A 12785-nucleotide genomic window follows, 5' to 3' on the forward strand; every position below is an offset into this window, starting at 1 on the left:
CTGATGAACTCGACGACGGCATCTACTCACCAGCAGGTACACCGCCTTTTCGTGGATCGCTGGCGGCGTGGATGACGCCTCCACGAACCACGACCATCTGCACCACGCCGACATCCTTTGTCACACTGACCACGTGACCGAACCGTTCGAGCGATGTCGCCAGCCGCGAATCGCTCCAGCGGTCCTCCAAGAGCAGACGGTGCGGCATCCACTGATGGTGAAACCTCGGATGACCCACGGCTTCCCCGGCCGTTCGGTCGTGAATGAGTGCGTGCAGCAGGCATTGAAACGTGCTGGTGATGATGCGAGGCCCCCCGGAAGCGCCGGCGACGGCCACGGGTCTGTCGCCTCGCAGCACGATGGTTGGTGACATGCTGCTGAGAGGTCGCTTGCCGGGGACCGGGCGGTTAGCGTCGGATTGCCGCAGCCCGAAGGCATTGGCCTCGCCGCTCACGGTCGTGAAGTCGTCCATTTCGTTGTTCAGTGCGAAGCCGAACCCCGGCACCGTCACAAGTGACCCATAAGACAGGTTGATGGTCTCGGTGCATGCCACCGCCATTCCCTCGGCATCGATGACGCTCAGGTGGCTGGTGCCGCCATCGTCGGGCGGCCCCAGGGTGGTGCCGTAGGCCTCCGGCTGCATGGTCCAGGTGCGGGAGATTCCCCACGCGAGGCGCTCCAGCGACCCCCGGTCGAGCAACTGTTCGATGGGAACCGGCACGAACGCGGGGTCGGCGAGGTATCGCGCCCGGTCGGCGAAGGCGTGCTTCATCAGTTCGGCGTAAAAGTGAATCGACCCCGCGCTGACTGGCGAGAGCATCCGCACGTCGCTCCATCGCGCCTCGAGCATCGTGAACATCTGCAGCATGGCGACGCCGCCGCTGCTCGGCGGAGGCATGACGAGAACGTCCATGTCGCGGAATCGGCCCCGCAGGGGCTGAACTTCGCGCACGCGGTATCCAGTCAGGTCATCCTTTGTCAGGACGCCGCCCGTATTCTGCGAGGCCTGCACGATGGCGTCGGCGATCTCGCCCCGGTAGAAGGCATCCGCGCCCTGCTCAACGATCAAACGCAGCGCCCTCGCCTGGGCGGGGTTGCGGATCACGTCGCCCACGCGGACGCGCCCGCCGAGGCACAGGTCGCTCCAGATCTCCTGCGCCATCCGGGCGGCTCGCGGATAACGCGCCATGGTGTCGGCCAGGGCGCGCGCCGCGGACACGTGATCGGCGTCCGCGGCGAAGCCCTCCTCGGCGGCTCGGATCGCCGGAGCGAGCACCGTGGCCCGGTCGAGCCGACCATACTTCTCCAAGGCATGAAGCAGACCGGCCACGGTGCCCGGCACGCCACTGGCCGCTCCTCCGAAGCGGCTGGCGGCGGGGTCGTTCTGTGTTTCGTAAAACGCGGGGCCGATGCCGGCGGGGCAGGTCTCACGGTAGTTGATGGCGGTGGTAAGGGCTGGCTGGTCGTTCCCTGCGGGCCGGTGGATGAGCATGAACCCCCCGCCGCCAATGCCGCAGGAATAGGGTCGAACCACTGACAGGCAGAAACTGGTCGCAACGGCGGCATCCACGGCATTGCCCCCCCGACGCAGCATCTCTGCTCCGGCCTGGGAGGCCACCGGGTGATCCGCGGCGACGGCGAATCGCGTGAACATGTGATTGGGCGTCTCGATGCCGCCCACGCCGACGGCGGCCGGGGCGTGACACCCGGTCAGCGCCGTCGCCACTCCCAGCGTCGCCGCGGCGATCAGACGATTCAACTGAACGATTCGTCGCATGACGTGTTCCTCCGCTGCTTCCGCCTACCGCGACGCTGGTGCGAAGTTGACGGGTCGTCCCGTGCGAATCGACTCGCGCTCGCATTCAATCAGACGCACGGCCTCCGCGCCGTCATGCATGGACACCTGCGGCACGGGAGTCCCCTGCTCGATGGCGTCAAGGAACGCCCGCACCTCGTATCGGTAGCCATCGCCGGGTGGCAGCTCGACGGGCTCGTCGTCGCCGCCGCGCCTCAGCCGCAGAACTGGCGTCTGGGAAAGATCGAACACCGCCTCGGCCTGCTCGAAACGGACGTGAAATCGCATCACGAACGGGGCCTCGGCGTCACGACGCCACCCCCCTTCCGCGGTGATCTCGACATGCGGCATGGCGTCGAAGCGGTAGCGCGTGACCACGTGGTCCGTGCCGGTGGGATCTTCATCGCCGGGGCGGGACTCAACCGTCCGCGGGTTCCCGAAGCAGGATCGTACGAAATCCGCGTCGTGGATGTGCAGGTCGAGCATCGCGCCGCCCGACTGGGCCGGGTCGGTGTAGAACGACGACCAGCCCGGCCTCGCCCCCATGCGAAGAAACGACGCCGCCTGCACGGGACCGTACGGCTCTTCGCGGATGATCTCGCGCAGCCACGACCAGCCGGGCCAGAAGCGCATGCACATCGCGGGCATGGCGACCAGACCGGGATGGCGCGAGGCCTCGTCCACCGCGAGCCGCGACGCCGCAGACGAAAGCCCCAGCGGCTTCTCCACCATGACGTGCTTGCCTGAGCGAAGCGCCGCGATGGTCAGATCGACGTGCGTCGCCGTGGGCGTGCAGATCGAAACCGCCTGCACCGCCGGGTCGTCGAGCAGGGCGGCGACGCTGTCGTGCAGGCGCACCGTGGCGGGGTCGATCTCGCCCGCGCCCAGGCCGGCGATGTTGCCCTGCACATCCTTTCGCTGGAAGCGCGTGGGGTTCAGGTCGGCGATGGCGCGGAGCTGGGCGCGAAGGTCAATTGCGTACGCCTGGGCGTGCGTCCGACCCATGAGTCCGAAGCCGATGATTCCCACGCCGATCATGCGATGGCTCCCGGCGCCGCCAGCAGTCGTCGGACGTGATCGCGGGCGACGGCAATGTCGTGCTCACGATGCTCCCCCGCCTCCCGCTCGATGATCAGGTCGACAGGTCGAGGCAGATCGCGCACGATGCCGAGAAACGCCGGCCAGACCACGGCGCCCTCCCCCACCGGCGTCTCGGCGCCCCAGGTGCCGGGCTTCGTCGTTGGACGCGCATCCTTGACATGAACCTGCACCACGTGGTCGGCCAAGGCCCGCAGCGAGGTGACGGGGTCACCCATGCCGTAGAGGATCATGTTGGCGGGATCAAAGTTGACATGCACGTTGGGGGCGTCCAGTTCAGCCAGCACGTCAAGCAGCGTGTCCGCCGTCTCCTGACCGGTTTCCAACCCCAGTTGCACGCCGGCCTGGGCGAAGGCGGCGGCGACCGCTCGAAGCCGCTCCAGCATCACGCCGCGCCGCGGGTCGGCCGCCTCATGAGGCAGGAATCCCGCGTGAAACGTGACGAGTGGAATGCCCTCCCCCGCCGCCAGGTCGGCGACGCGTCTGGCGCGGTCGAGATTGGTCGGCCAGAGGGCGTCGCTGGCCACGCCTCCTGTCTCGCGGATCGAGTCGAGCGTGGAGTAATCCTCTCCCAGCATCGACAGCATGCCTGAAACGACGCGAACGCCCGCGTCGCGCAGCAGCTCGATGGCGCTTGCCCAGTTTGCCGGGTCATCCACGATGGGGGTCAGCGCCAGTTGACAGGCGTCCAGGCGGAGTCGGTTCAGCGCGTCTCGCAACGCCGCGGGATGCTTCGGACGAAGACTCCAGCTGCAGACGCCGACGGTTTGTCGGGAATCACGTCGCATCGACGCACCCCGGGTGGTGTTTGACCGATATCATGGACGGATTGGAACGGATTTGGGAGGTTCCTGCAACCGGTGGAAGCGGGCTCCCAAGCCGTGTAGGATCGCCGACCTTTCCCTGAAGCCCCGGCGCTCAAGGTGGGACGTGTCAACGACGCGCATCGAAACCGCACTGACCGATCCGATCAATGGCGAGCGACAGCTTGTGGTGAGTGGTCCGCGCGCCTGGGCGGGAACCGAGAAGAAGCGCACGCTCGGGCAGCGGCTTGAGGCGTACATCAGTCGTCTGAGCACCAAGAACAACTTCTGGCACAAGATGTGCTCGATGATCTGGCTGCCCTACGCCTTCTCCTCGGGCATCCGGATGAAGCGGCTCGACTCCAAGCGCTTCCGGGCGGTGCTGCCCTTCAAGCGATTCAACCGCAACTGGTACAACGCCATGGCCGGAGCCGCCCTGCTGGGCAACTCCGAGGTGGCGGCGGGCATGTATCTCTTCGCCGAGATCGGCAGCGACTACATCGTGGTCTGCAAGGAGATGCAGTACAAGTTCCTGCGCCCGTGCATGGGGCCGGCGGTGTACACGGTCGTTTCCAGCGAGGATCTCAAGGAAAAGGTCGCTGCCGGCGGCGAGTTCAACATCCGGCTCGAGATGGAGATCCGCCAGCAGCTCAGGAAGCGGGGCAAGGAAATCCGCGTCGGCCGGTGCGACATCACCTTCCACTGCACGCCCAAGGCGCAGCATCGTGCCCGCGACGAGCGGCGCTCCACCCGTTCCAAGACCAAGTCGAAGTGATCGCGCATGAAGCGTCCGCGGTGATGACCGAACCGCGCTTCGCCCCGGCGCGATCCCTGCCGGAATCGTCGATGCCCTTCTCCACCCGCTCCCCCGCTCCCGCGACATGAAAGCCCTGCACACCGTACTCTGGGGCCTGTTCTGTGCGTGCAGCTGGACGTGGTGCATCGGCATGTACCTGCCCATCCTGCTCATGGAGCGATGGGCCTGGCCGGGTTTTGCGGTCTTTCTGATCGCCAATGTTGTGGGATGTGCGGCGTTCGGATACATCGTGCGCACCCCGGCGCGAAGCGAGCGGATGATCCGCGACCACGCCCCCGCGATGGTGGGTTTCTCCGTCGTGGCGATCGCATTCCACCTGTTCTTCATCACCTACCTGTTCACCGACATCGTTCGACTGGACGCCAATCGGACGCTTCCACTGCTGGCGGCGATCGGCGTCTACGTCGTCGCCTCCGGACTCTCCTGGCTGGGCGATCGCGCCTGGCTGGTGCTGGCCGTGGTGACCTACACCGCGTCCATGTGGCTCATTGCGGGATGCGGCGGAGAGACCCGCGCGCTGGAGCGGATCGCCGGGTGGAACCAGCCGGAAACGCTGCTGATGATGCTGCCGGTGCTGGTGGCGGGGTTCTGGTGCTGCCCGCGGCTGGACCTCACGTTCCACCGGGCGCTGCAGCGCAGTCCGTCGCGTCACGCCTTCCTCGTGTTCGGGGTCGCCTTCGCCGTGCTGGTGGCCGGAACGTTGTTCATCTGGCGCGGGCCGGAGGATCTGGCTGTGGTGCGGCTGGGCGCGGCGCACCTGCTGGCCCAGAGCGTGTTCACGGTGGGGGCGCACCTGCGGGAAATCCGGCTTGTTCCCGCTTCCGGCGGCGCGCCGGCGCGGTCGGTTGTGTTGCTGATCCCGCTGCTGGCGATCATGCTGCTTCCGGCCTTCAAGTCGATCGTCTCGGGCGTCCTGCGCCCGGGCGAAGACCTCTACATCCGATTTTTCGTCTTCTACGGACTGATCTTTCCGGCGTACGTGATGGCGTTCATGACGTCGGACGCGTCCGGCGCGCCTCGCCCGCGCGGGTGGATCATTCTGGTCATGGTCGTCATGCTGCTGGCGCCGATCTATGAAATCGGATTCATCCACGAACGGTATGCGTGGATGCTCGTGCCGACGGGGATTGCCGCGGCGTGGCTGGTGATGCGGCGACGGGTCGCGCCGTGGGGAATGAAAGCGCCCGTCGATGAAGCGACGGGCGCGGGTTCCAATGGCTCTTGAGCGCTGCGGGTCGGTGGATGACTCGTGATCCACCGTTCCCTCATGGTCACGGCCTGACCACGCCTACTTCTTCCCGCAGCACTGCTTGTACTTCTTGCCCGAGCCGCACGGACAGGGTTCGTTGCGCCCGACCGTGACGCCGACCGTGCGGGGCTGCCGCCTGGGCGCGGCGGTGGCGGCGCCGGCCCGCTCGGCGGCATCCTGATCGGCACGATGTCGGGCCGCCAGCGCCGCGGCGGCCGCGGTGGCCTGCTGCGCGGGCTGGGCCGGGCGCATGGCGGGAGCGGGGCGTTGAGCCGGCGCCGCCGGGCCGCCGGACGTGCTCTCCGTGGTCGCGGGCTCCCCCGCGCCGGCCGGCGCGGGCCGCGCCGGCGCCACCTGCGGCTGCAGCCGGGCCTTGAACACCAGGTCCACGACCCGTTCGCGCACGGCGGCCTGCATCTCGTTGAACAGACGCGCCCCTTCCTGCTTGTACTCGATGCGCGGATCGCGCTGGCTGAAGGCGCGGAAGCCGATCGAGTCGCGCACCTGGTCCATCGCGTGCAGGTGATCCTTCCAGGCGTTGTCGTAGATCTGCAGCATGATCCAGCGCTCGAACTGCGTCAGTTCGCCGCGCAGGACGCCCCGGATCTTCTCCTCGGCGGCCTGAAGCGCGTTGTGCCTGACGGCGTCGCGTTCGTCGTCGCTCAGCCGGACGCCGTAGTGCTTCTGGAACCACGCTTCCACCTGCTCGGGCGACGAGCCCTCGGCGGTCGCCTCCCGCGCCCGACCGCGGATGCGCTCATCCGTCCATGACTCGGCGGCGGCGACGAGCTCGTCACGCACCTCCCGCGGCTTGCGCGAGGCCACCGACTGGGCGTTCCAGTTCAGCCCGTACTTCACGTTGGCCCAGTTGGCCAGCTGGTCGAACGCCGCCTGCGGATCGCGCTGCATGGTGGCGGTGGTCATGTCCAGCGCGAAATCCACCGGATAGGTGATCTCGCGCCGGCGATAGGCCTCGCGGGCGCGCTGCTTGACCGCCTGGATGGCGGCGTTCATGTCCTCGGCGCGGACGAAGTCCTCCGCCTTGAGATCGGTGCCGAACTTGTTGTTGGCCCACTGGGCGAACTGCGACGCGCCGTAGTGCGGCGCGAGGAACTGGTCGAGCGGCGACAGGTCGGTGGCGTCGATGAGCTTCTCCCCCGCATCCTCCAGCATGGCGCGGATCTCGTCGATCGACCGGTCGCGCACGTCCGACACCTTGAGCGAGGTCTTGAAGCGACCGTTCGCCCAGTCCACCAGACCCTTCCAGTCCCACTCGGCGGGGTCGCCATCGCCGGGCAGGAACTCGGGGATGGTGACGCCGATGGTGGCGGCGGTCTCCTCCTTGGCGTTGATCGCCACGGCGCGCTGAAGATCCTGGCGGTCCTTTCCGATGAGCCGATCGCCTTCGATGAAGATGCCCAGGTTCTCCCGCACCCATTCCGCCATGCACGTGGCGGCGTAGTCCTTGGCCAGATAGGTCGAGGCGGCGTCCTCGATCGAGGCGTCGATGTGCTGGAAGATGAGTTCCTTGACGCCCCGACCTTCGAGGATGCGCTGGCGCGTCCCGTAGAACGACTGCCGCTGCACGTTCATGATCTCGTCGTACTCAAGGATGTTCTTGCGCCAGAGGAAATTCCGCTCCTCCACCTTGCGCTGGGCCTTCTCCACGGCGCGGGAAAGCATGGGCGACTCCAGCGCGTCGCCCTCCTTCATGCCCATCTTGCTGAGCACCTTGAGCGTGGTGGAGCCGGCGAACATCTTCATCAGGTCGTCTTCAAGCGACAGGAAGAACCGGGATGAACCGTTGTCGCCCTGTCGTCCGCTGCGTCCGCGGAGCTGGTTGTCGATGCGCCGCGCTTCGTGACGTTCGGTTCCGATGACGTGCAGCCCGCCCATGTCTTCGATGTCGCGGAAGAGCCGCAGCCGATGCACGAGCGCTCCGCCGCTGGCGTCGAGCGCCTCGAGCAGATCCTGCTCGGAATACTTGCGGGCGTCCTTCTCCGGCAGTCGGTAGTGCCTGATCGCCCAGTGCTCCAGCAGTCGGCGACGGATGTCCTCATCCGACATCGCGTCAACTTCCGGCTTGCGGAGGTTGAGTTCACGCCCGGCCAGGTGCCGGTAGCACGCGGCGACGATCTTCTCCTCCGGCCAGTCGGGCGTCGCCTCGCGCGGGCAGATGTTGCGGCGCTTCCAGTGCTCCAGCAGCTGCTCCACGGTGAAGCGGCCCAGCTTGATGTCGGTTCCGCGGCCCGCCATGTTGGTGGCGATCATCACCGCGCCGAGCTCCCCGGCGTGGGCGATGATCTCCGCCTCGCGCTCGTGCTGCTTGGCGTTGAGCACCTCGTGCCTGATGTTGTGCTTGCGCGTCAGCATCTGGCTGAGCATTTCGCTCTTCTCGACGCTGGTGGTGCCCACGAGCACGGGACGTCCCACGTCGTGGAAGGCCTTGATCTCATCGACGATCGCCTCCCATTTGTCCTTGGCGCTCAGGAAGACCAGATCGTTGCGGTCCACGCGCTCCACCGGCACGTTGGTGGGGATGCAGATGACGTCCAGTTTGTAGATCTCGTGAAACTCGGTGGCTTCGGTGTCGGCGGTGCCGGTCATGCCCGCCAGCCGCTTGTAGAGCTTGAAGAAGTTCTGAATCGTGATGGTCGCCATGGTCTGCGTCTCTTCCTTGATGCGGACGCGTTCCTTGGCTTCCACCGCCTGGTGCAGACCGTCGGACCACTGTCGTCCGATCATCTTGCGCCCGGTGTTCTGGTCCACGATGATGATGCTGGGGACGCCCTGCTCGTCCGGCGCGACCACGTAGTCGCGGTCGCGCTGGTAGACGGTGTGGGCGCGGATCGCCTGCTCCAGCAGGTGCGGCAGGTCCACGTTGTCCCCCACGTAGAACGAGCCGATGCCCGCCTTGCGCTGGGCCTCGGCCACACCGTCGTGGGTCAGCGTGGCCTTCTTCTTGTCCAGCTCCACCTCGTAGTACTGCGTGAAGCGGTCGCGGGCCTGCTCCAACTGAGGCAGCCGCTTGCGGGCGGCGTCAAGCTGCTCGCGCAGCGCGGGGATCTTGGACTTGTCGCGCGCATTGCGGATGTCGCCCTCCAGCCCGGCGATCTCGGCCTGACACGACAGCACCTGGGCGTTGGCGGCGTCCCAGTCGCGCTGCTTGTCGACCAGGTGCCTCGCCAACTGGTCCGCCAGGTCGTAGCGCGGCTGCGTGGCGTGGGCCATGCCCGAGATGATGAGCGGCGTGCGCGCCTCGTCGATCAGGATCGAGTCCACCTCGTCCACGATGGCGAAATCACGCCGCCTCTGCACCTGTTCGGCCACGCTGAGCTTCATGTTGTCGCGCAGGTAGTCGAAGCCGAACTCACTGGTCGTGCCGTAGACGACGTTGCAGTCGTAGGCCTGCTTCTTCTCCATCGGCGTCTGCATGTGGTGCGGGTGGATGGCCCCCACCGTCAGTCCCAGGGCGCGGAAGAACGGCGCCGTCCAGTCGCGGTCTCGCTGCACCAGATAGTCGTTCACCGTCACCACGTGAATCTGCCATCCCTGCAGCGCGGCCAGGTAGCAGGCGAGCGGAGCGACGATCGTCTTGCCCTCGCCCGTCTTCATCTCCGCGATCTTGCCCTCGTAGAGCACCACCGCGCCGATGATCTGCACGTCGAACGGACGAGCCCGGAAGGGCGGCTTGGAATCGGGGTGCAACGCCCGGACGGCGTCATACACCTCCACCGGAATGTCCACGAACTTCCACGCGGGCACAGGCCCGACGTTGCCGAGCAGGTCGCCTTCCGGAGCGCGATCCGGCGTGCGACTGATCTCCTCCTTCACGCGGTCATAGGCGGCGCGCGCCGCGGGCGGAAGCGTTGATGGATCGAAACTCTGCGCCGGGTCAAAGATGTTGCGGATGCCCACGGCGCGGTCCATGGCCTCGCGGGCCACCGCGAAGACCTCGGGAATCAGGTCATAGGGCTTCTCGCCCTTCTCGATCCGCGAACGAAAGACCTCGGACATGCCGCGCAGTTCGGCATCGGACAGGCGGCGGATCTCCGGCTCGCGGGCGCTGACCTGATCGACGATGCGCAGATACCGCTTGACCATGCGCTCGTTCCGTGTACCGAGGAACTTGCGCAGAATGGGGCTGATGAAAGGAACGGCCATCGGACACCTCTTGACGAATGGGAACCTCGACGGAGCGTGCAAACCCGACACCCGCCGCGACGAACGCGGACAGGCGGCGACGGATCAGCGGCCAAGGCCGCGATCAGCACGTCGGAGGCGGAAGATCGATGAATGCCGGAAGAAGCGTCGGCAGCCCGGACGGGCGCGTCTCGCTCCGGTTGACCGGGGCGGTCTGATGGACCGTCGGCGTCAATCCCCCCGTGCGTCCCGGGACCAGGAAGACGGTGGTCGCATGGTCCAGCCCGAAAAGGTCTCGCGCCGCGTTGACCGCGGCCGCCACGATGCGCACGGCCTGATCGTCCACCAGCCGCGTGCGGGCCTCGGGATTTCGCATCAGCGACCCGGCGCGGGCCTCGGGGGTGACGCACACCGCCGTCAACGCCAGCGCAAAGGCCACCGCCAGCGTGGCGTTGGCCGGGGATCGATCGGTTGTGCGGAAGAGGGAGCGCATCGACCCAGAAGTATCGGCGTGAAACCCATGCGGGGCAACTGGAATCTACAGGGATGGCGTCAGGAGGGCGGCACGGGAGCAAGGCATCGAAGGATCAAGGACCGAGGCGCCAGGCCAGAGACGAGGCAACCATGACCGCCACGCACGCCCATGACGAAGTCCGGCTCCGGGTTTCCGGCATGTCCTGCACCAGTTGCGCGGCAACGGTCCGGCGGGCGATCGAGCAGCAGCCGCAGGTCGAATCCGCCACGGTGAACTTCTCGGACGGTCTGGCCATTGTGCATGGGCGTCATCTGGACCCCGCCCACCTTGCCCACGTCGTCGCTGAAACCGGATATGACGCCGCCCCCATCGCGTCGGATCGCACGGCGGGCGAACAACTGAGCGACATCGAGCACCATCACGCCCACAGCGAGCGGGCATGGCGCCGGCGCGCCTTCGTCGCGCTGGCGCTCTTCGTCCCGCTGGAGCTGATTCACTGGTTCGCCCCTCACGGCTGGCACGGGTGGCTGCCCTGGCTGCTGGCGGCCGGCTCCGCCGTCGTGCTGGTGACGGCCGGTGGCGGGTTCTACACCTCCGCGTGGGCGGCGGCGAAGCGGCTCACCACCAACATGGATACGCTCATCGCGCTCGGCGCGACGACGGCGTTCGTCTACTCGCTCGCTCAGTTGCTCTGGCACGCGTGGCGTTCCAGCGCCGGCGCCGAAGCCGCCGAGCCGGTGCTGTATTTCACCGAGACCGCTGGATTGCTTGGTCTCGTCTCGCTCGGCCACTGGCTCGAAGCCCGCACCAGCGCCAGGGCCGGTTCAGCCGTGCGCGAACTCCTGCGGCTTCAGCCAGACGAGGCCGAGCGACTCATGTCCGACGGCGCCAGCGCCAGCATCCGGGCGTCGGATGTGGTCCCCGGCGACCGGCTGCGCGTGCGGCCAGGTGGACGCATCCCCGTCGATGGGCGCGTCGTTGACGGTCGGTCGGAGATCGACGAGTCAGTCGTCACCGGCGAGTCGCTTCCAGTTCCCAAACAGGTCGGCGACAGCGTGGTGGCGGGCTCCATGAACACCACCGGGGCGCTGATCATTGAGGCCACGGTGGATGGTCGCCACACCACCATCGCGCGCATCGCCGAACTGGTGCAGCGGGCGCAGTCCAGCAAGGCGGACGTGCAGAAGCTGGCCGACGCGGTGTCTTCGATTTTCGTGCCCACGGTCATCGGCATCGCCGCCATCACGCTGCTCGGCTGGTGGCTGCTGGCCGGCGACGTGCCGACGGGAGTCATTTCGGCCGTCACCGTGCTGATCATCTCCTGCCCTTGCGCCCTGGGGCTGGCGACGCCGATGGCCGTCATGGTCGGCGCCGGCGCGGCGAGTCGGCGGGGTATTCTCATCAAGTCCGCCCAGGCCCTCGAACGGGCGGGCAAGGCCACGCTCGTGATCTTCGACAAGACGGGTACCCTCACGGCGGGACGGCCCGTGGTGGTGGGGATCGAAGTGGAAGACGCTGGGCGTCAGGCATCGGGCGCCGAGCGAAAGCGTGCCAGTGACGGAATCGTCCCGGAGCCGCCATCCCACGCCCAGCACTCGGAAAATGACATCCTCGCCCTCGCCGCGGCGGTGGAGCAGCCCAGCGAGCATCCCATTGCGCGGGCGATTGTGGAGGCGGCGCGAAACCGAGGTCTCGCCATTCCGCCGGTGGTCGACTTCCGGGCCATTGCGGGAGAGGGCGTCGAGGGGCGCGCGAGCGGTCGATGGGTCCGCGTGGTGCGCGACGATGACGCCACATGCCGCGTCGAGGTGGACGGCGTTGTGATGGGCCGCATGACCCTGCGCGACGAGCCGCGTCCGGATGCACGCGAGGCGATCCGACGCCTGCGGAGTCAGGGGCGTTCGATCCTGATGCTCACCGGCGACTCCTCCGGTCCGGCGGGCATCGTGGCGGCGGAACTGGGCCTCCCCCCCACCGCCGTCGTGGCCAAAGCCGATCCGAACCGCAAGGCCGCCACGGTGCGCGAGCACGCGGGCAGGCCGGGCGAGACGGTGCTCATGGTGGGCGACGGCATCAACGACGCCGCCGCTCTGGCTGAAGCGCACGTGGGAATCGCCATGGCCTCGGGCACCAACATCGCCATCGAGTCGGCGGACGTGGTGATTCCCGGCGACCGCGTCACGGCGGTGCCGGAAACCATCGACATCGCGCGGGCCACGCTGCGGACCATCCGACAGAACCTGTTCTTCGCGTTCTTCTACAATGCGGCGGCCATTCCCGCGGCGGCATTCGGGCTGCTGGGACCGATCGGCCCGTTGATCGCCGCGGCGGCCATGGGGCTGAGCGATCTGACGGTGGTCGGCAACGCGCTTCGACTTCGCTGGATGCTGGGACGACGATGACAT

At 67.4% G+C, this 12785-nt stretch carries 7 protein-coding genes and 3 pseudogenes; 3 read left to right on the forward strand and 7 right to left on the reverse strand.

From position 1 onward, the window contains the following. Positions 1 to 22 precede the first annotated feature (22 nt). From ggt to HRU76_13835, 3 genes are read right to left on the reverse strand one after another with little or no spacing between them, the layout of a single operon-like run. The gene (gene ggt / locus HRU76_13825) at positions 23 to 1777 is read right to left on the reverse strand and encodes a gamma-glutamyltransferase (protein ID QOJ18597.1); all 1755 of its coding nucleotides are present in this window, start codon (positions 1775 to 1777) and stop codon (positions 23 to 25) included. 24 nt (positions 1778 to 1801) lie between these two features. Continuing rightward, on the reverse strand, positions 1802 to 2833 hold the full coding sequence (locus tag HRU76_13830; GenBank protein ID QOJ18598.1) for a Gfo/Idh/MocA family oxidoreductase: 1032 nt from the start codon (positions 2831 to 2833) through the stop codon (positions 1802 to 1804). Beyond that, the gene (locus HRU76_13835; GenBank protein ID QOJ18599.1) at positions 2830 to 3612 is read right to left on the reverse strand and encodes a sugar phosphate isomerase/epimerase; all 783 of its coding nucleotides are present in this window, start codon (positions 3610 to 3612) and stop codon (positions 2830 to 2832) included. The genes HRU76_13830 and HRU76_13835 overlap by 4 nt, the downstream gene beginning before the upstream one ends. Before the next feature lie 211 nt (positions 3613 to 3823). On the opposite strand from HRU76_13835, the gene HRU76_13840 reads away from it, so the two are divergent. After that, positions 3824 to 4471, forward strand: coding sequence for a DUF4442 domain-containing protein (locus HRU76_13840; protein QOJ18600.1), 648 nt, complete (start codon positions 3824 to 3826; stop codon positions 4469 to 4471). A gap of 106 nt (positions 4472 to 4577) precedes the next feature. After that, positions 4578 to 5738, forward strand: a complete 1161-nt coding sequence (locus HRU76_13845; GenBank protein ID QOJ18601.1) for a hypothetical protein — start codon at positions 4578 to 4580, stop codon at positions 5736 to 5738. Positions 5739 to 6131: 393 nt separating this feature from the next. Here the strand turns inward: HRU76_13845 and HRU76_13850 are convergent. The 4 genes and pseudogenes from HRU76_13850 to HRU76_13865 all read right to left on the reverse strand — a co-directional run bounded on the left by HRU76_13850 (position 6132) and on the right by HRU76_13865 (position 10398). Beyond that, positions 6132 to 6935 (reverse strand): annotated as a pseudogene (locus HRU76_13850) (hypothetical protein). Positions 6936 to 7280: 345 nt separating this feature from the next. Then, positions 7281 to 8033 (reverse strand): annotated as a pseudogene (locus tag HRU76_13855) (hypothetical protein). Positions 8034 to 8993: 960 nt separating this feature from the next. Next, positions 8994 to 9926, reverse strand: a pseudogene (locus HRU76_13860) (preprotein translocase subunit SecA). 103 nt (positions 9927 to 10029) lie between these two features. Further along, positions 10030 to 10398, reverse strand: coding sequence for a hypothetical protein (locus HRU76_13865; protein ID QOJ18602.1), 369 nt, complete (start codon positions 10396 to 10398; stop codon positions 10030 to 10032). Between the two features lie 131 nt (positions 10399 to 10529). On the opposite strand from HRU76_13865, the gene HRU76_13870 reads away from it, so the two are divergent. Beyond that, complete coding sequence (locus HRU76_13870) at positions 10530 to 12782, forward strand: cation-translocating P-type ATPase (protein QOJ18603.1); 2253 nt, start codon at positions 10530 to 10532, stop codon at positions 12780 to 12782. The last annotated feature ends 3 nt before the right edge of the window (positions 12783 to 12785 follow it).

The organism is Phycisphaeraceae bacterium (assembly GCA_015709595.1).
In the GTDB taxonomy this organism is placed as follows: Bacteria; Planctomycetota; Phycisphaerae; order Phycisphaerales; family SM1A02; genus CAADGA01.